This is a genomic window from Cupriavidus sp. 96C5-1 (assembly GCF_057798855.1).
In genome coordinates this window covers 139,233-157,749 of the sequence record NZ_JBYOJU010000012.1, presented here as the reverse complement: position 1 = coordinate 157,749, position 18,517 = coordinate 139,233, and the positions used below count along the sequence as shown (strand labels likewise).

Below are 18,517 nucleotides of genomic sequence, written 5' to 3'. Positions count from 1 at the left end.
GGCTTACTGGCCCAGCCAGCGCGCCCGCATCGCTTGCCGGCCGCCTTCGGCCGTCACGGTGTATTGCACGGCCGGCTCGCGCGCGAAGGTCAGCGGCAGCACATGCAGCTCATCCCGGCGGAACACGTGGCACTCGGCGCTGTCGCCGGCGCGGTAGCGCGCCAGCAGCTTGTCGAGCTGGCCGGGCACCACGCGCAGGCTGTCCACCGCGGCCAGCAGATCGCCTGCCGAGAGGCCCGCCGCCTGCGCGGCGCCGCCGTCGAGCACCTGGGTCACGCGCACCCAGCCGTCTTCATTCTTGGTCTTGATGCCGAGCGCGGCGCTGCGCTCCGGCTTGGTGGGCACCGCCTTGACGCCGAAGGGCTTGAGGAGCGCCGCCAGTTGCAACTCGCCGGTGCCTTCGGTCAGCGAGCGCAGCAGCGCGCCCAGGCGCAGGCCGCTCACTTCATCGAACAGGGCGTACAGCCCGGCCTCGGTCACGCCGCGCTGCTCGGCGCCCGGCGCGTAGAAGCCGCTGCCGTAGCGCTGCCACAGCGCGCGCATGATGTCGTCGAGCGAGCGGCGGTTGCGGGTCCGGGCGCGGATGGTGAGATCCAGCACCAGCGCCACCAGCGAACCCTTGGTGTAGTAGCTGACGACGGCGTTGGGCGCGTTCTCGTCCTGGCGGTAGTACTTGGTCCAGGCATCGAAGGAGCTCTCCGCCACGCTCTGCTTGGTGCGGCCGTTGCCGCGCAGCACGCCGTTCCAGGTCTTGGCCAGCAACTCCACGTACTGCTTCTCCGTGATGGTGCCGCTGCGCACCAGCATCAGGTCGTCGTAGTAGCTGGTGAAGCCTTCGAACAGCCACAGCAGCGGCGTGTGGGTTTCCTCGCGCAGCCGGTACGGCACGAAAGCCGCGGGCTTGATGCGCTTGACGTTCCAGGTATGGAAATATTCGTGGCTGCACAGGCCGAGAAAGGTGCGGTAGCCCTCGCTGGCCTCCGCCTTGCCGCGTGCCGGCAGGTCGGCGCGCGCGCACATCAGCGCGGTGCTGGCGCGGTGCTCCAGGCCGCCGTAGCCGTCGGTCGTGACCATGGTCATGAACACGTAGCGGCGGTTGCTGTCGAGGAACGGCGCCTTCTCCGTCCCCGGCTCGAACAGCCGGATCTGCGCCTCGCAGATCTGCTTCAGGTCCCGGCACACGCGGTCCAGGTCGAGCTGCGGCACGCGGCCGGTGAACACCACGTCGTGCTGGGCGCCGCAGGCGCGGAAGCTGCCCAGGGTGAAGTTGCCCATCTCGACGGGATGGTCGACCAGTTCGTCGTAATCGGCCACCTGGTAGCGGCCGAAGCCGTAGCGCTTTGCGCCGCCCCGCCCCGGGGCCTCGCGCATGGCAGTGGCAACGCGCCAGCCAGCGTAGGCTTCGCCCAAAGGCGCATGGATATCCACCGTGCAGGGATGGTCTTCCCGCCCTTCGGCGCACAGGAAGACCGAGCTGCCGTTGAAGAAGCCGTGCGTGGCGTCAAGATGCGCGGCACGCACCGACAGGTCCCAGGCATAGACCTCGTAGCTGAGCGTGAGCGGACCGTCCACCGGCGCCGCCTGCCAGCTCTGCTTGTCGAGCTTGGTGAGCGCCACCGGCCTGCCCCCGGCATCCGCGCGGATGCGCACGATATTGCGGGCGAACTCGCGGATCATGTAGCTGCCTGGAATCCACGCCGGCAGGTAGAACTGCTGGCCGGCGGGATTGGGGACGTCGACCGTGACGGTGACGGCAAACAGGTGCGCTTCCGGTTGAAGCGGGGCGATGGCGTATTGGATCGGCTTCATGAGCGTGATTGTAGCGCCATGCCTGCGCCCCGCCCCCCGCGCCCGCTCAGGCGTTGACGTTCACCACCACGCGGCCGCGCATGCCGCCGTCGACGATCCTGCGCCCGGCCTCGATCGCCTCGGACAGGCCGATCTCGCGGGTGATGGCGCGCAGGCGCTGCGGCTCCAGATCCTGCGCCAGCCGTTGCCAGGCCTCTTCGCGCCGCACCATCGGCGCCATCACGCTGTCGATGCCGTAGAGCGTGATGCCGCGCAGGATGAAGGGCGCTACCGAGGCCGGGAAGTCCAGGCCCTGCGCCAGCCCGCAGGCCGTCACCGCGCCGCCGTAGCGCACCTGCGCGCAGGCATTGACCAGCGTGTGGGAACCCACCGAATCCACCACCGCGGCCCAGCGTTCTTTTTGCATCGGTTTGCCGGGGGCGCTCAGGGGCCCGCGGTCGATCACCTCGGCCGCACCCAGCGCCTTGAGGAAATCCGCCTCGCTGGTCTTGCCCGTGGAAGCCACCACGCGATAACCGAGCTTGCCCAGCACCGCGATGGCAACCGAGCCCACGCCGCCCGAGGCGCCGGTCACCAGCACCTCGCCGTCGCCCGGCCTGACGCCCGCGCGCTCCAGCGCCAGCACCGACAGCATGGCGGTATAGCCGGCGGTGCCGATGGCCATGGCCTGTTGCGTGGTGAAGGCATCCGGCAACGCCACCAGCCAGTCGCCCTTGAGGCGGGCGCGCTGCGCCAGGCAGCCCCAGTGCGTCTCGCCCACGCCGTAGCCGTTGAGCACCACCTTGTCGCCGGCCTTCCAGCGCGGATGGGTGGATTCCAGCACGGTGCCGGCCCCGTCGATGCCGGCCACCATCGGCCACTTGCGCACCACCGGCGAGCGGCCGGTGATGGCCAGCCCGTCCTTGAAGTTGATGGTGGAGTAGTCGACCGCCACCAGCACATCGCCCTCGGCAGGCAGGTTGGATTCGTCGAGCGCGGTCACGGCGGCCTGGGTGGCGCCATCGGCCTGGGTCAATAGCAGGGCCTGGAACGTCATGGTGTCTCCTTCCGGTTTCCGGATTCTGGTCTTTGCGCAAAGACGACCGGCCTTCCCGGCACGGCAGTGCCGGGAAGGCCGCCGGCGCTGTGTGCTTACTTCTTGAGGCTGGCGAGCTTGCGCTCGAGCGTGGCGGCGTCGGCGGCGCCGGGAATGCGGGTGCCGTCCATGAAGAACACGGCCGGCGTGCCGGTGACATTGAGGCTCTGGCCGAGCGCCAGGTTCTCATCCACGGGGGTCTTGCAGCTGCCGTTGCCGGTCAGCGCCACCTTGTTGACCATCCAGTCGCGCCAGGCCTTGGTGCGGTCGGCGGCGCACCAGACCTGCTTGGCCTTCACCTCGGAATCCGGCGACAGCACCGGATACAGGAAGGTATAGACCGTGATGTTGTCCATCTGCTGGAAAGTCTGCTCGATGCGCTTGCAGTAACCGCAATTCGGGTCGGAGAACACCGCCACCTGGCGGCTGCCGTCGCCCTTGGTCCATTTGATGGCGCGCGCCAGCGGCAGGTCCGTCCACTTGATGCGGTTGATGCTGGCCAGCCGCTCCTCGGTCAGGTTGGTGCCGGTCTTGGTGTCGACCATCTCGCCGTTGATGATGTAGCGGCCGCTGGCATCCGTATAGACCACCTGGCCGCCGATGTTCACCTCGAACAGGCCGGGCACCGGGGTCTTGGCCACGCTCTTCACTTCGGCGCGTCCGCCCAGCATTTTCTGCATCGATTCCTTGATGCGGTCGACGCCGGGCTCGCCCGCGGCCATGGCGTGCAGCGCGAAGCCGGCTGCCGCAAGGCCACCGGCAATGGTGACGGAAAGGGCGGGACGGCGGCGCAGGAATTGCAACATGATGACTCCAGTGAATCGATGGTTCGGGGCGCGCAGGGAGCGCAAAATAGCGTGCCCGGGGCTCAGCCCAGCGCGCGACCGATTAGAAAACGTTTAAGCAGCGACTGTCCGCCCACCACCCGCATGCCGGTATTGCGCACCGTGCGCGCAACGCCGCCGGGCAGGGAGAACAGCCGGTGCAGGCCATCGGTGGCGGCAGTCAGGGAGAGCAGGTCGGTGGCGCGCGCCCGCTCGTAGCGGCGCAGCAGGCGCAGTTCGCCTTCGCCGCGGAAAGACTCTTTGGCGGCCATCACGCGGCCAAGTTCCGCGACATCGCGCAAACCCAGGTTCATCCCCTGCCCCGCCAGCGGGTGCACCACATGGGCGGCATCGCCCACCAGCACCACGTGCGGCTGCACGAACTGCTCGGCGCGCTGCAGCACCAGCGGGAAGCCCTGCGCCGGCGTAATGCAGCGCAGCGCGCCGAACTGGCGGCCCACCGCGCCGCTGGCGGCCTGCATCACGGTGGCGGCCAGCGCCTCCGGCGACAGCGCCAGCAACTCGCTGGCGTGGCCTTCATCGGCCGACCAGACCATGGAGACGCGGCGCCCGGGCAAGGGCAGGATGGCAAGGATCTCGCCGTTGGCGGGTTCCTCGTCGGCCATCAGCTTGGGCGGCACGCCCAGGAACCACTGCCAGGCCGTATCCTGGTGCGGCAGCTCGCACTCGAAATTGGCCACCACGCCAAGCTGGCGATAGCGGCGCTTGGAAACCGGAATATGGCATTGATCGCGCAGCCAGGAGCGCGCGCCGTCCGCGCCCACCACGCAGGCCGCGCGCACCTTGTCGCCGCCGGCCAGGGTCAGCGTGGCGCCGTCATGGTCGCGCAGGAAGGCCGCGGCGGTGTCGTCATGCCAGTGCACCTGGTGCTGGAAGCGCAAGGCCGTATCGAGCGTGCGCTCGACATGGCCCGACTCGATGATCCAGGCCAGCTGGGGCACCGTGGCGGCATAGGCGGAGAAATGCAGGTCGCCGGCGGCCGTGACATCGGCCCGGGCCGCGCTCGCATCGCCGAACACGCGCATGTCGCAGACCGGCTGCACCCGCGCGGGATTCAGCGCCTCCCACACCCTCAACCGCTCGAGCAGGGCCTGCGAACTGGCGGAGAAAGCGTAGATGCGGCTGTCCCACTGGTCCGCTTCCGGCGCGGCGGCCGGCGGGCGCGGCGCGATCAGCGCCACCTGCATGCCCTGCTGGGCCAGCAGCAACGCACAAGCCTTGCCGACGATGCCGCCGCCGACCACGGCAACCTGGAAACGGGAGGGAGATGGACGAGTCATGCGTGGATTATAGCCACCCTGCCGTGACGGCTTCGGCTCGCTCTCGCACGTTCGCGCCTGCAACACTGGCGCACAACGCCCAGCCCTTGTGGGACGGCCTTGGGTCACATGCCCGGTTGCAACGAGCAAACCAGGCCGCGCCTGGGCCTGTACCAAACACCCATCCCGCAAGAATGGGTCCCCCGGACTCGCCCCGTAGCGGTCCAGCGCGGTGCCAGGGAAGGTTACAATAGCCGTTTTTCTGATGGCAAATCCAGTACAAAACCGGTGAAGCGTCGCCCCGTTTTGCTGGTTTTGCCTCGTGCCCGGTGTTCCCCCTGAGACGTCGCCAAGCCGCCCTTGCCACGGGCCGGATGCACCCAGGACAACCCGGGACGAACAGCAACCCATTGATTTATAAGGTTTACCATGAGCCTCAAATGCGGCATCGTCGGCCTGCCCAACGTCGGCAAGTCCACGCTGTTCAACGCCCTGACCAAGGCCGGCATCGCCGCCGAGAACTACCCGTTCTGCACCATCGAGCCCAATGTGGGCGTAGTGGAAGTGCCGGATACGAGGCTTGCCAAGCTGGCAGAGGTCGTCAAACCCGAGCGCGTCCTGCCGGCCGTGGTCGAATTCGTCGACATCGCCGGCCTGGTGGCGGGCGCCTCCAAGGGTGAAGGCCTGGGCAACCAGTTCCTGGCCAATATCCGCGAAACCGACGCCATCACCCACGTGGTGCGCTGCTTCGAGGATGAGAACGTGATCCACGTGGCCGGCAAGGTCGACCCGCTGTCGGACATCGAGGTGATCAACACCGAACTCGCGCTGGCCGACCTCGCCACGGTGGAAAAGGCGCACGCCCGCTACATCAAGCCCGCCCGCGCCGGCGACAAGGAAGCACTGCGCCTGGTGGCCGTGCTGGAAAAGGCCCAGGCCGTGCTCAACGAAGCCAGGGCCGTGCGCACGCTCGACCTGTCCGACGAAGAATGGACAGCCATCAAGCCGCTGTGCCTGATCACCGCCAAGCCCACCATGTACGTCGCCAACGTGCGCGAAGACGGCTTCGAGAACAACCCGCACCTGGACGCCGTGCGCGCCCACGCCGCCAAGACCAAGTCGCCGGTGGTGGCGGTCTGCGCCGCCATCGAAGCCGAGATCGCCGACCTCGACGAGGCGGACAAGGCCGAGTTCCTGGCCGACCTCGGCATGGAAGAACCCGGCCTGGACCGCGTGATCCGCGCCGGCTTCACCCTGCTGGGCCTGCAGACCTATTTCACCGCTGGCGTGAAGGAAGTGCGCGCCTGGACCATCCACGTGGGCGACACCGCCCCGCAGGCCGCCGGCGTGATCCACACCGACTTCGAACGCGGCTTCATCCGCGCCCAGACCATCGCCTATGAGGACTTCATCGCCTACAAGGGCGAGCAAGGCGCCAAGGAAGCCGGCAAGATGCGGGCGGAAGGGAAGGAGTATGTGGTGAAGGATGGGGATGTGATGAATTTCTTGTTCAACGTCTAAGCCAGATACCGGCCGCCAGCCAACATTGGCGGACAACAAAGACCCCGTAAGGCCTTGTGCCTGCGGGGTTTTTTATTTTTATCCGCGGCGCCGGCGGGCGTCATATTCGTGCGCTGCCGATACCATTGCTGACCGGAACGTTGGATCGTCCACGCTTTGGTGTTTTGAGCGTCGGCGGCTACATGGGGGGCGCGCTGATGCTCGGCAGGATCGAGCGGCAGTGACCGCGCCGCCTGCCCGTCGAAGCGCGGCGCCGTCTCTTGCCGGCACCGCACGCGCCGGGCTCGCACGGCATGACAGGGGGCGGCACGACGCCGCGCCCTTGCCGACCTCAATCCGTACCGTACTTCGGATTGCGCGGCCCATACAGGATGCTGCCCGGGCGCCCAGCCGACAGCAACCGCTGGCTGGTCACGCCGGCCACGGTATGACCCGCTTCCGTGACGCTGTTGACCACCTGCTTGATCGCCGCGGTAACCAGCATGCCGACCAGCCCGCCGCCACTGTTGCCGCCTTCGTCGTTGGAGGCCGAGGCGGAGCCGCTCCACAGCGTCTCGCCGGTCTTCAGGTCGACCAGCTTCGCGCTTGCGGTCACCACGGTGGCGCTGCTGAGCACCATATAGGTGGTGCCGTATTTCGTCACGGTGACGTACAGCGCCGCATCCGCCCCGAAGATGTCCTTCAGCTTTGCCGGCGCGACGCCGTGGATATCGCCCGCGGTGGTCAGGCCGTTCTGCTTGAAGGTCTCATCCACCAGCGCCACCGGCAGCACGTAGTAGCCGGCTTCGGCGAGCGGATAGGTGACCTGCGACAGCATACTGTACGTCGCCTGCACGTCGGGCGACTCGTTCAGCGGCGGCAGGACCACGATCGAACGGGGGCGGCTCTGCTTGAAGGCGGCATAGTCGACCTGCTTGGGCGCGGCGCACCCGGCCGCCAGCAAGGCCACCGCCGAGATGGCGAGTATGCGTTTGAACAGTGGCTTCATTTCTTATCCCCACCCCGCTTGACGTTCTTCAACAGGAAATCGACATAAGTCGCCGACTCCGGAAACAGGGTCTTCTCCGTCTGGAATTGCTGGACCATCTGGTCGTCCTTGCCAATATCGGCATACAACAGGCCCAGGTGCGCGTGGTAGCCCGGTGGCGCCTTGCTGCCCGCCGCGGTGATCTTCTGCAGATCGCGCTCGAGCGCCTCGACCTGCGCCTGCTTCGATTCCCCCTTGAAATACTCGTAGACCTGGGGCTGGTAGCTCTCCCATTGATACAGGCTCTTGGGCGCCGCGCACCCTGCCAGCAAGACGCTTCCCATCAAGACCGGCGCCAGCGGGCGCCATGGCCGAAATATCTTGTTCATCTCTTTTCCTGGTCGGTCGTCAATGCTCAGGGATTGCCCGGCTTCCAGGCACCGCTTTCGATGCCGGTGACCAGATTCGTGACCGCCTCGCGCATCGCCAGATCCAGCACCTTGCCGTTAAGCGTCGAGTCGTAGCTGGAGGTTCCGCCGAAGCCGATGACCTCGCGGCTCGACAGTGCGTACTCGCCCGCGCCCTGGGCGGAGAAGACGACTTCCGACGTCGCGATATTGACCACGTTCAAGGCAACCTTGGCGTAAGCCACCTGCGATTTGCCACGGCCCAGAATGCCGAACAGCTGCTTGTCGCCGGTCTCCTTGCGCCCGAACTCGGTCACGTCGCCGGTGACCACATAATCAGCGCCCTTCAGCCGCTGCGCCTGGCTCTTGATCGCCGCCTCGCGCTTGATCTCTTCCATATTGTCGCGATCCAGCACATTGAAGCGGTTGGTTTGCTGCAGATGCGTGATCAGGATGGTCTTGGCCTGGCCGCCCAGCCGGTCGACGCCGTCGGAAAACACGCCTCGCATATAGCTCGAGCGGTTATCGAACTTGCCAACGGCGATCGGGGTCCGCACGCCGGCGTAGGGGCGGCTGGCGCTCTCCACCTTCTGCACCGGCAGGGCGGTCGAGGTTTCCGTGGCGCACCCGCCAAGCAGGGAGGCAAGCAACACCGTTGCGCCGAGCAGAGGGATTGCAGTTGTTTTTTTCATTAAGACTTCTCCTGATTATTCCGGCATGAAGCGAAGAAATTGCGCCGCCACCGAGCGGCAGCGCAATGCGCAATGCCGAATGGATAACGACTGCCTGGTTAACAAGCCATACCCTTCCGTGGTTGGGTGGACAACACTGGCGTGCGTTATGGCGGAGTACCGAACCGGGCCGCCTTCTGCGGCTCTATATGGCCGCGCTGGGGAGATTACCGGAAAAATAGGAAGATAAATCAAACAAATGTCATTCGAATTAAACAAATGTGGATCGACTATAAAGATTAATCTTCAGGGAAGGCTTCGACGGTGTTGCCTGCCCTCGCCCAAGGATCGAGCGTGAGTCCGCTGGACAGCCGGGATCGAGGCAAGGGCTTGCGGCGCCGTCAGCGAAGCGGTCTTCCGGTCCTCTGCTCGATTGCAGCGACGGCCAAAGCATAGCCTCGCAATCGCGGACGCGACACCGGCCGAAACAGGAGTTCACATACCATGTGCGGTCCGCCGGCCAACCACCCTCCCCGCTCACAACGCCTTCAAATCCTCCCCCCGCAACCCCACCAGCAGCGCCTGCCCGTCCGCGTTCACCCGAAACTCGCCATAGCGCGCTTTCTCGAACCGTTCGCCCTGCCCTTCCTGGAAAAAATACGCATCCGTCGATACCTGGACCTGCACGCCGCCCCAGCGCGACGGCACGGTCTGGAAGCGCAGCAACTGCTCGCCGGGCACCAGCGGTTCACCGGCATGCAAGCGCACCAGCGTCGCTTCGCCCCGCGCGTCGCGGCGGATCACCGCGACTTGTTCCCGCGCCGGCGCCATGTCCTGCTGCTGGCGCGCCGAGCGAATGGCGTCGGCGATCGCAAAGTTGAGCGCCATGTAGTCGCCTTGCATCAGCGAGCGCGGATCGACCGGCGCGAGCCGCAGATACACCGTGTCACCATGCGCCAGCAACCGCTCCTTGCTGCCGACGGCAACCGCGGCCAGCCCCAGCGTGAGCACCCAAGCCAGCCATATCCAGCGTTTCATGCCTGCCTCCCTGCGCCGTCGCGGCGCGTCAGTCCCATGCGCAATACCAGTACCGCCAGGCCGGCGCCCGCCAGCGTGGCGGACTTGATCAGCAGCGTCCAGTGCAGCGCACTGTAGTACCAGATGAAGCCGCCGCCGAGCGCGGCAATGGCCAGCCCCAGCCAGGGCAATGAGCCGCGCCGCAAGGCCAGCCCCAGCGCCAGCGCGGCGGCGACCACCGCCGGCGCGCCGGCCAGCAGCGCGCTGAACAGGATGGCGCCGACTAGCGCGGCCAGGCGCACTGCCGGGCGTAGCCGCAGGCGGCCCGACTCGGCAAGCACGAAGGCGGCGAGCACCGCGCCGCACAGTGCGCCGGCTACCCAGTAGGCGCCGGTGTGGCGTCCGGTGTCGGCGTCGAACAGCAGTGCGTAGGGTTGGCCGATCCCGGTGACGAACACGGCAGCGCCAAGCGCGAACAGCAGCGTGGCATCCGCCGCGGGTTCGATCCAGCCGTAGAGACCCGCCGCGCAAAGCCGCGCTTCCGCGAGCACGAAGCCGGTCAGCAGCGTCAGGGCGAGCGGCGCCAGCCAGCCCAGCGCAAAGCTCAACGATTGCCAGGCATGGTGCAGGCCCGGCATCATGGCCAGGTGCAGCGCGAGCGCCACGCCGGTCCATACGCCCAGCGCCGCCAGGAAGCGATGCAGCCGGTTGGGCACCAGCGCGTATAGCACCGCCTGCAGCAGCGCCAGCGAGCCCCAGAAGGCCGCGGATTCGAGCAGGCGGCTGCCGTCGTAGATTGCTCCGGCACCGTACACCAGCAGGCCCTGGCCGCTCAGGCTGATGGCCAGCGCGAATTGCTCGAGCGCCGTACCGCCTGCGCGCCGCCGGTACAGTACCGCCGCCAGCGCGATCATCGCGGCGCCGCAGAACGCGATCGCCGCGCCGTTATCGCGCGCGGCAACAAATACCGAGCCGAGCAGGAAGACGAGAAAGAACACGGCGCCAAGCCAGCCCGCCAGCCCCATCAGCAAGCGTACCGCCCATGGTGTGCGGGCTTGCGCTGGCGCGGGCTGCCCCTGCACCAGCCCGCGCGCGGCGAGTTCCTGCCACAGCGCCTGTACCGCGAGACGATCGCTGTTCATGCCGGCTCCCCCTTGCTTGCGCCATCCGGCGTGCCACCCGCGTCGGCCGGACCGTGCTGCCGGTAGGCGCGCAGCAGCCACGTCGCCGCCGTGGCGGACAGGCCGATGGTCAGCAGCCCCAAAAGCAGGAAGGCGCCGAAGCCCGCCCGGTTGACATCCAGCAGCAGCCGCGCCACCGCGGTGACCAGCACCACGATGCCGGAAAAGCTGGCCAGGCTGAGCGCAACCACGTCGAAGGCGCGCAGGCGGAACCAGGCAAGCAGGCCCCCCAGCGCCAGCAAGGCGATGCCGAACATGGCGGGGTCGAAGCGATTGTGCAGGATGCTGCCAAGGCCCAGCCAGCCGGCATACCCGCACGCCAGCGCGGCAAGGATGCGCGCGCCGGCCAGCCCGCGAAAGCCGAAGACCGGGGCCAGGGCGCACAGCGCGAACCAGCATGCCAGTTGCAGCAGGGCGGCGCCCAGCAGCAGCAAGGTGGTCGCGCGCTCGCTATCGGACCTGAACAGCAGGTCGAACATGCCGCCCACCCCGAGCCGGACGCTGAGATACCGCAGCAATGCCACATTGGCCAGCACGATCACCAGCCACCAGTGCGGCGCCGCGCGCGCCGCCAGCGCCCATGGCACCGCGAGCAAGGCCCACAAGGCGAACAGTTGCCAGGCGTCGGCGCCGCTCTGGTAGACCTGCCCGATCACCGCCAGCAATACGCCGGCCACCACCTGGGCGCCGCACAGCGCGGCGCGGCCCGCCATGTCGGCGGGCGGGCGCAGCAGGGCGAACGCGGCCAGCAAGCTCAAAGCGCCGGCGAGCAGACCGAACTTGGCGAACTTGTGCAGATCCTGCCAGTTGAAGGCGAAGAACACGATCACGCCGGCACACAGCAGCGCCGCGCCCAGCGCCAGCAAGGCGCGGTCGAGCCAGGTTCGCCAGCCGCCCGCATCGGGCTCGGTCGGCGGCCAGGCCGTGGCCACGCCGTCGGCGCCGAGCAGGCCCTGCTCGCGCCAGTCGGCCAGTGCCTGGCGCACGGCTCGCCGGGCTTGAAAGCTTTGCATTGAGGATGGCTGCATGAAAGCCCCATGTGATGGATACGCCAGTGCACTGTAGCAAAGGCGCGCGCCCTGCGCAGCTTGGCGCGACGCTGGCGGCAAGGCGCGGCATCCGCGCCCGCCGCCGCTTTGCCGCCGTGGCCCGGCCCGGTATGCTGTGCGTTTTTCCAATCCGGCCGCGCCCGGCCCGCCTGCCATGACCCTAGGTATCCTTGCTGCCATTCACGATGAAGTCGACGGCCTGGTGGCCGCCATGCGCCACGACGACGCGCGCGCCACGGTGCAGCGCATCGGCATGCGCGACTATCACGTCGGCCACCTGTACGGCCAGCGCTGCGTGCTGGTGCTGGCGCGCATGGGCAAGGTGGCCGCCGCGGCCACCACGGTGACGCTGATCCGCGAGTTCGGCGTGGACGAGATCGTCTTCACCGGCCTGGCCGGCGGCATCGGCGCCGATACGCGGGTGGGCGACGTGGTGGTAGCCGACCGCACACTGCAACACGACCTGGACGCGCGCCCGTTCTTCGGGCGGCATGAAGTCCCGCTGCTGGACCGCGCGGAATTCCCCACCGACCCCGCCCTGACCACCGCGCTGCGCGAAGCCGTGTCCGGCTATCTGCGCGAAGACCTGCCGGCCTCGGTACCGGCCGATGTGCTGGCCCGCTTCGGCGTCGGCGCGCCGGCGCTGCACGTGGGCATGATCGCCAGCGGCGACCAGTTCATCGGCTCGCCCGCCGCCGCGGCCGAATTGCGCGAACGCCTCCCCGGCGTGCTGGCGGTGGAAATGGAGGGGGCCGCGGTGGGACAGGTCTGCCATGAATATGGCGTGAAATACGCGGTGATGCGGACGTTATCGGATCGGGCCGACGATACCGCGCACGTGGATTTTGCTGCGTTCCTGACCGAGGTTGCCAGTCATTATTCGAGCGGGGTATTGAAGCGGTTTCTGGAGACGAGATAATCTGCAGGCGTATCTGGAGGCGTAATAGGGGGGAAGTCACCGCCCCCTGACCACCCCCCAGACCCCGACCATCACCCCCGCCCCCAGAATCGCAGCCCCCCACCCCATCATCTGCCCATCCACGAACAGGTGAACACCGCGCCCGCCATAAAAAGCGGCAAGCGCGCCCAGCACCCCAAACACCACCGCCGCCAGCAGGCTGATCCTGCCTGCGGGGTGCAGCGACCGCGCCGCCAGCCCGGCCAGCGCCCCCACTACCAGCGTATCCAACATCACTTTTCTCCTAGCTTCCGGGTCATCCGATCCGCGCGGCCACAAGCCGCCCGTGGCCGTAACGATACGGCAAACCCAGCCACAGCCATCTGGCTAGGGCGCAAGGTTCGCACCTGGCGCTATAATGTAGCCCGGTTCGGCGGCGCTTTGCGCCGGAATCCGTGCGCGAATCCGCGTCCGGATTGGCATCACATGCCCGCGCTGCGGCGTTCGTCGCCACGGCACGGAGCTCCGGCCCAAGAGACATGTTCCCCACCATGCAACTGCTCGCGATCGGTATCAATCACACCACGGCGCCCGTCTCGCTGCGCGAGCGAGTGGCGTTTCCGCTTGAGCAGATCAAACCGGCGCTGGGCGCCTTGCGCACCCACCTGGCGGGCAAGTCGGGAACCGAAGCCGCCATCCTCTCCACGTGCAACCGCACCGAGATCTACTGCGCCACCGATGTGCTGGTGTCGGGCTCGGAAGGCTTCGAGCATACGCTGCGCTGGCTGGCGCAGCACCATAACGTGCCGGCCGGCGAACTCGCGCCCCATCTTTACTCGCTGCCGCAATCCGAGGCCGTGCGCCATGCCTTCCGCGTGGCCAGCGGGCTGGATTCGATGGTGCTGGGCGAAACCCAGATCCTGGGCCAGTTGAAGGATGCGGTGCGTACCGCCGGGGAAGCCGGCGCGCTCGGCACCTACCTGAACCAGCTGTTCCAGCGCACGTTCGCGGTGGCCAAGGAAGTCCGCGGCCAGACCGAGATCGGCGCGCATTCGGTGTCGATGGCCGCCGCCGCGGTGCGCCTGGCCCAGCGCATTTTCGAAAGCGTCTCGACCCAGCGCGTGCTGTTCATCGGCGCGGGCGAGATGATCGAGCTGTGCGCCACCCACTTCGCGGCGCAAACGCCGCGCCAGATGGTGGTGGCCAACCGTACCGTCGAGCGCGGCGAAAAGCTCGCCGAGGCGCTTGCCGGCCAGGGCCTGACCACCGAGGCGATCCGCCTGTCGGACCTGGGCGCGCGCCTGCATGAATTCGATATCGTGGTGTCCTGCACCGCCAGTTCCCTGCCCATCATCGGCCTGGGCGCGGTGGAACGCGCGGTCAAGCTGCGCCGCCACCGCCCCATCATGATGGTGGACCTGGCCGTGCCGCGCGACGTGGAGCCCGAAGTCGCGCGCCTGGACGACGTCTTCCTGTACACCGTGGACGACCTCGGCGCCATCGTGCGCGAGGGCAATGCCATGCGCCAGGCCGCCGTGGCCCAGGCGGAGGCCATCATCGAGAGCCGCGTGCAGAATTTCATGCACTGGCTCGAAACCCGCAGCGTGGTGCCGGTCATCCGCGACCTGCAGGCGCAGGGCGAGGCCATGCGCCAGGCCGAACTGGAGCGCGCGCGCCGCATGCTGGCGCGCGGCGACGATCCCGAGGCCGTGCTCGAAGCGCTGTCCGGCGCGCTCACCCGCAAATTCCTGCACGGCCCCACCCACGCGCTGAACCACACCCAGGGCGACGACCGCGAAACCCTGCTGCGCCTGGTGCCGGGCCTGTTCCGCCACAGCAGCCACTCCGAGCGCTAGCCGCGCTCGCCCCGGCCGCGCGCGTCCTGCGCCCGGCCAACCTCGCGTCGCGCCCGGCGCGCAGGCCATTGTGCCGCCGCCCTGCACGCAGCCCCAGCCCGCAACACGCCGCATCCACCCGCCCATCCACCCGTCTTATCGCGCCCCTGCCCGGAATTCCATGAAAGCCAGCATGCTATCCAAGCTCGACCAACTGGCCGAGCGACTCGACGAAGTCAACGCCCTGCTCGCACGCGAAGACGCCACCGCCAAGATGGACCAGTACCGCAAGCTCACCCGCGAGCACGCCGAACTGTCGCCGGTGGCCGAGCAATATGCGCAGTACCGCCAGGCCCAGGAAGACCTGGGCACCGCCCAAGCGCTGCTGGACGACCCCGAGATGAAGGAATTCGCCGCCGACGAGATCACCGCGGCCCGCGAGCGGCTGGACACACTGGCGAGCAGCCTGCAGAAGCTGCTGCTGCCCAAGGACCCCAACGACGACCGCAACCTGCTGCTGGAAATCCGGGCCGGCGCCGGCGGCGAGGAAAGCGCGCTGTTCGCGGCCAACCTGCTGCGCATGTACACGCGCTACGCCGAACGCCAGCGCTGGCAGGTGGAACTGATGAGCGAGTCGCCCTCGGACCTGGGCGGCTACAAGGAAGTGATTATCCGCATCGCCGGCGATGCGGTGTTTTCCAGGCTGAAGTTCGAATCGGGCGGCCATCGCGTGCAGCGCGTGCCGGCCACCGAGGCGCAGGGACGTATCCACACCTCGGCCTGCACGGTGGCAGTGATGCCCGAGGCGGACGAAGTGGCCGAGATCGAGATCAATCCCGCCGACTTGCGCGTCGATACCTTCCGCGCCTCGGGCGCGGGCGGCCAGCACGTCAACAAGACCGATTCGGCGGTGCGCCTCACCCACCTGCCCACCGGCATCGTGGTGGAATGCCAGGACGACCGCAGCCAGCACCGCAACAAGGACAAGGCCATGAAAGTGCTGGCCGCCCGGCTGATGGACCAGCAATTGCGCGCTGCCCAGGCGAAGGAAGCCAGCACGCGGCGCAACCTGATCGGCTCCGGGGACAGAAGCGACCGTATCCGCACCTACAATTTCCCGCAGGGCCGGGTGACCGATCACCGCATCAACCTGACGCTCTACAAGATCGACATGATCATGGACGGCGACCTCGATGAACTGTTGTCCGCACTGGCCGCGGAGCACCAGGCCGACCAGTTGGCGGCGCTTGGCGAAGACCATTAATCGTCGCGCTATTACCACGATATTGCGACGAGACAACCCGCATTAAGGCAATGATCCGGGTTGTGCTGCATAAATCCGGATTTCTGAACGAAAACCTTTGTATCTGTTGTAAATGCTTGCAACAGCACTGGCGTGCCATTCTTCGCTGTCTATAATCGTTTTCGACTGAGCCTCCATCCCAGAGGTCGGCGTGTCGACACTCGAAACGGACAAAAGGACGAAATCATGAAGAAATTGCTCGCGCTGTTGATGATCACCGCCGCCCTGGCTGCCTGCAGCAAGAAGGAAGAAGCGCCTGCCACGCCGAGCGCCGAAAGCGCCATGCAGAACGCCGCCGAATCCGCGAAGGCCGCCGCCAGCGATGCCGCATCCGCAGCCGGCAACGCCGCTGACGCAGCCAAGGCTGCCGCCGCCAGCGCCGCTTCCGATGTCTCCGCCGCAGCCGACCAGGCCAAGGCAGACGCCGGCAACGCCATGGCCAAGGCCAAGGAAGCCGCGAAGGACGCGGTCAACGCCGGCGCCGACAAGGCCAAGGACGCAGTCAACAAGTAATCAAGGCTGCCGGGCGGCAACAGGCCGGCCTGCGGCGATCGCGGCCCGGACCTCCCCGCCCCGCTGGCTGCCGCGTTACACTGCAAACCCCGCCAGGATACGTCCCGGCGGGGTTTTCCTTTTTCGATTCATGGTTTTGCGCCATCGCCAGGCGCTTCGCCCCGCTCCCCCGCCCATGTCCAGCACCACGCACGCCGCCTCCCCCGCAGCCATCGGCAGTTCCGCGCCGGCTGACCTGCCTGAAACGATTTCCGTGCATGCAGCGCAGGCGCTGGCCATCGCGGCAGGATTGCCGGCGCTGGAAGCGCGCCTGCTGCTCAGCCACGTCACCGGACTGACCCGCACGCAGTTGATCACGCGCGACGGCGACATGCTGGCGCCCGCCCAGCGCGACCGCTTTGCGGCACTGCTGGGGCGCCGCCTGGCCGGCGAACCGGTGGCTTACCTGCTGGGCGAACGCGAATTCTTCGGACGCGCCTTTCGCGTCACGCCCGACGTGCTGATTCCGCGTCCTGACACGGAGATCGCGGTGGAAGCCGCGCTCAGGCTGCTGGCGCCGCTGGCCACCCCCGTGGTACTGGATATGGGCACCGGCTCAGGCGCGCTGGCCGTCACCCTGGCTTGCGAGCGGCCCGACGCCGAGGTCTGGGCCACCGATATCTCCCCCGGCGCGCTGCGGGTGGCGCAAGACAACGCCCAGGCGCTGGACGCCGGCAATGTGCGCTTTCTCGCTTCCGACTGGTATGCCGGCTTGCCCGCCGGGCAGCGTTTCGACCTGATTGTCAGCAATCCGCCCTATATCGCCGCCGGGGACCCGCACCTGGTCCAGGGCGACCTGCGCTTCGAACCGATCGATGCCCTGACCGATCATGGCGACGGCCTGTCGGACCTGGCCGCCATCGTGGCCGGGGCGGCCGCGCACCTGCGCGCCGGCGGCTGGCTGCTGATGGAGCACGGCTACGACCAGGGCCAGGCAGCGCGCGACCTGCTGGCGGCAGCCGGCATGGCCGATATCTTCACCGCGCGGGACCTTGCCGGCCACGAGCGCTGCACCGGCGCCCGGCTGCGGCCCGCACCCCTGGCGGGCGCCTGAAGCAAGCGGCCGATTCCGGTAAAATCAATGATTCAACGGTGCGCGCCGTCCGCGCGCCCTCCGATTTCCCGATAGTGGCGACCGGCCCGAGCCGGCATCGCGCTTCAACCGAAAAGAGACATCATGAGTGACGTGCAGCAAAAGATCGACCAGATCGTCAAGGGCAGCCCGGTGGTCCTGTTCATGAAGGGCACCGCCCAGTTCCCGATGTGCGGCTTCTCCGGCCGCGCCATCCAGATCCTGAAGGCCTGCGGCGTCGACGCACCGACCACGGTCAACGTGCTCGAGGATGAAGGCATCCGCCAGGGCATCAAGGAATACGCCAGCTGGCCGACCATTCCCCAGCTCTACGTGAACGGCGAGTTCATCGGCGGCTCGGACATCATGATGGAGATGTACCAGAACGGCGAACTGCAATCGCTGCTCAAGGCCTGAGCGCTGGCATGACCGCGACCGGCGGCAGCCAGCCGCGGCGCCTGATCGTCGCCATCACGGGCGCCACCGGCGCGGTCTACGGCGTCCGGCTGATGCAGGTGCTGCGCGCCGCGCCTGGCGTGGAGACGCACCTGCTGATCTCGCCCGCGGGCGTGATGAACCTGCAGCACGAACTCGACCTCGGCAAGGCCGAGGTGGAAGCGTTCGCCGACGTGGTGCACAACGTGCGGGATATCGGCGCCACCATTGCCAGCGGCTCCTTCGGCGCCCACGCGATGGTAGTGGCGCCCTGCTCGATGCGCACGCTGGCGGCCGTCGCGCACGGCCTGTCCGACAACCTCATCACCCGCGCCGCCGACGTCACGCTCAAGGAGCGCCGCAAGCTGGTGCTGATGGTGCGCGAAACACCGCTGAATCTCGCCCACCTGCGCAATATGACCGCCGTCACCGAGATGGGCGGCATCATCTTTCCCCCGGTGCCCGGCTTCTACCAGAAACCGCAGACCCTGGCGGAACTGGTCGACCACACCGTCGGCCGCGTGCTCGACCTGATCGACGTGCCGCAGACCCTGGCGCCGAGCTGGGGCGGCCTCAACGGCCAGGCCTGAAACGGCACGCGCCTCGCGCGGGCTCCGTCGC

The 18,517-nt window shown here is 67.7% G+C and carries 19 protein-coding genes; 8 read left to right on the top strand and 11 right to left on the bottom strand.

Annotated elements, in window-relative coordinates:
• Window positions 1–3 precede the first annotated feature (3 nt).
• The 4 genes from AC3FOF_RS16075 to AC3FOF_RS16060 form a co-directional block, all read right to left on the bottom strand.
• Window positions 4–1,809: a M61 family metallopeptidase gene (locus AC3FOF_RS16075; protein WP_488727102.1), complete on the bottom strand. Its 1,806-nt coding sequence runs from the start codon at window positions 1,807–1,809 to the stop codon at window positions 4–6.
• Window positions 1,810–1,855: 46 nt separating this feature from the next.
• Window positions 1,856–2,845: an acrylyl-CoA reductase (NADPH) gene (gene acuI / locus AC3FOF_RS16070; protein ID WP_488727101.1), complete on the bottom strand. Its 990-nt coding sequence runs from the start codon at window positions 2,843–2,845 to the stop codon at window positions 1,856–1,858.
• A gap of 95 nt (window positions 2,846–2,940) precedes the next feature.
• Entirely contained in the window at window positions 2,941–3,690 is a 750-nt protein-coding gene (locus tag AC3FOF_RS16065) for a DsbC family protein (protein ID WP_017231300.1), read from the bottom strand.
• A gap of 62 nt (window positions 3,691–3,752) precedes the next feature.
• Window positions 3,753–5,009, bottom strand: a complete 1,257-nt coding sequence (locus AC3FOF_RS16060; RefSeq protein ID WP_276263516.1) for a UbiH/UbiF family hydroxylase — start codon at window positions 5,007–5,009, stop codon at window positions 3,753–3,755.
• Between the two features lie 408 nt (window positions 5,010–5,417).
• Between AC3FOF_RS16060 and ychF the strand changes: the two genes are divergently transcribed.
• Complete coding sequence (gene ychF, locus AC3FOF_RS16055; RefSeq protein ID WP_017224034.1) at window positions 5,418–6,509, top strand: redox-regulated ATPase YchF; 1,092 nt, start codon at window positions 5,418–5,420, stop codon at window positions 6,507–6,509.
• A gap of 331 nt (window positions 6,510–6,840) precedes the next feature.
• Here ychF and AC3FOF_RS16050 read toward each other — a convergent pair whose 3' ends face one another.
• The 6 genes from AC3FOF_RS16050 to AC3FOF_RS16025 all read right to left on the bottom strand — a co-directional run bounded on the left by AC3FOF_RS16050 (window position 6,841) and on the right by AC3FOF_RS16025 (window position 11,765).
• On the bottom strand, window positions 6,841–7,497 hold the full coding sequence (locus AC3FOF_RS16050) for a DUF799 domain-containing protein (RefSeq protein WP_017231191.1): 657 nt from the start codon (window positions 7,495–7,497) through the stop codon (window positions 6,841–6,843).
• Window positions 7,494–7,865: a DUF4810 domain-containing protein gene (locus AC3FOF_RS16045; RefSeq protein ID WP_017231190.1), complete on the bottom strand. Its 372-nt coding sequence runs from the start codon at window positions 7,863–7,865 to the stop codon at window positions 7,494–7,496. Before AC3FOF_RS16045 ends, AC3FOF_RS16050 begins: the two co-directional genes overlap by 4 nt.
• A gap of 26 nt (window positions 7,866–7,891) precedes the next feature.
• A complete protein-coding gene (locus AC3FOF_RS16040; protein ID WP_017231189.1) occupies window positions 7,892–8,575 on the bottom strand; it encodes a CsgG/HfaB family protein in 684 nt (227 codons plus the stop codon).
• A 516-nt stretch (window positions 8,576–9,091) separates the two neighbouring features.
• Window positions 9,092–9,592: a GDYXXLXY domain-containing protein gene (locus tag AC3FOF_RS16035; protein ID WP_488727100.1), complete on the bottom strand. Its 501-nt coding sequence runs from the start codon at window positions 9,590–9,592 to the stop codon at window positions 9,092–9,094.
• Window positions 9,589–10,713 carry a DUF4401 domain-containing protein gene (locus AC3FOF_RS16030; RefSeq protein ID WP_488727099.1) on the bottom strand — a complete coding sequence of 375 codons (1,125 nt, stop codon included), beginning with the start codon at window positions 10,711–10,713 and terminating at the stop codon, window positions 9,589–9,591. Before AC3FOF_RS16030 ends, AC3FOF_RS16035 begins: the two co-directional genes overlap by 4 nt.
• Window positions 10,710–11,765 (bottom strand): DUF2157 domain-containing protein, encoded by a 1,056-nt coding sequence (locus AC3FOF_RS16025; RefSeq protein WP_488727098.1) that lies wholly within the window; start codon window positions 11,763–11,765, stop codon window positions 10,710–10,712. Before AC3FOF_RS16025 ends, AC3FOF_RS16030 begins: the two co-directional genes overlap by 4 nt.
• A gap of 190 nt (window positions 11,766–11,955) precedes the next feature.
• Between AC3FOF_RS16025 and AC3FOF_RS16020 the strand changes: the two genes are divergently transcribed.
• Complete coding sequence (locus tag AC3FOF_RS16020; RefSeq protein WP_276265807.1) at window positions 11,956–12,720, top strand: 5'-methylthioadenosine/adenosylhomocysteine nucleosidase; 765 nt, start codon at window positions 11,956–11,958, stop codon at window positions 12,718–12,720.
• A gap of 36 nt (window positions 12,721–12,756) precedes the next feature.
• Here the strand turns inward: AC3FOF_RS16020 and AC3FOF_RS16015 are convergent, their stop codons facing one another.
• Window positions 12,757–12,993 (bottom strand): hypothetical protein, encoded by a 237-nt coding sequence (locus AC3FOF_RS16015; RefSeq protein ID WP_017228396.1) that lies wholly within the window; start codon window positions 12,991–12,993, stop codon window positions 12,757–12,759.
• Between the two features lie 257 nt (window positions 12,994–13,250).
• Between AC3FOF_RS16015 and hemA the strand changes: the two genes are divergently transcribed.
• From hemA to AC3FOF_RS15985, 6 genes are all read left to right on the top strand, one after another.
• Window positions 13,251–14,555, top strand: a complete 1,305-nt coding sequence (gene hemA, locus AC3FOF_RS16010) for a glutamyl-tRNA reductase (protein ID WP_488727116.1) — start codon at window positions 13,251–13,253, stop codon at window positions 14,553–14,555.
• A 160-nt stretch (window positions 14,556–14,715) separates the two neighbouring features.
• Window positions 14,716–15,798, top strand: a complete 1,083-nt coding sequence (gene prfA, locus AC3FOF_RS16005; protein WP_017228552.1) for a peptide chain release factor 1 — start codon at window positions 14,716–14,718, stop codon at window positions 15,796–15,798.
• Between the two features lie 225 nt (window positions 15,799–16,023).
• Window positions 16,024–16,350, top strand: coding sequence for a hypothetical protein (locus tag AC3FOF_RS16000; protein ID WP_017228551.1), 327 nt, complete (start codon window positions 16,024–16,026; stop codon window positions 16,348–16,350).
• A 175-nt stretch (window positions 16,351–16,525) separates the two neighbouring features.
• Window positions 16,526–17,443: a peptide chain release factor N(5)-glutamine methyltransferase gene (gene prmC / locus AC3FOF_RS15995; protein WP_488727097.1), complete on the top strand. Its 918-nt coding sequence runs from the start codon at window positions 16,526–16,528 to the stop codon at window positions 17,441–17,443.
• 123 nt (window positions 17,444–17,566) lie between these two features.
• Complete coding sequence (grxD, locus tag AC3FOF_RS15990) at window positions 17,567–17,878, top strand: Grx4 family monothiol glutaredoxin (protein ID WP_488727096.1); 312 nt, start codon at window positions 17,567–17,569, stop codon at window positions 17,876–17,878.
• A gap of 8 nt (window positions 17,879–17,886) precedes the next feature.
• Window positions 17,887–18,486 (top strand): UbiX family flavin prenyltransferase, encoded by a 600-nt coding sequence (locus AC3FOF_RS15985; protein ID WP_017228549.1) that lies wholly within the window; start codon window positions 17,887–17,889, stop codon window positions 18,484–18,486.
• The last annotated feature ends 31 nt before the right edge of the window (window positions 18,487–18,517 follow it).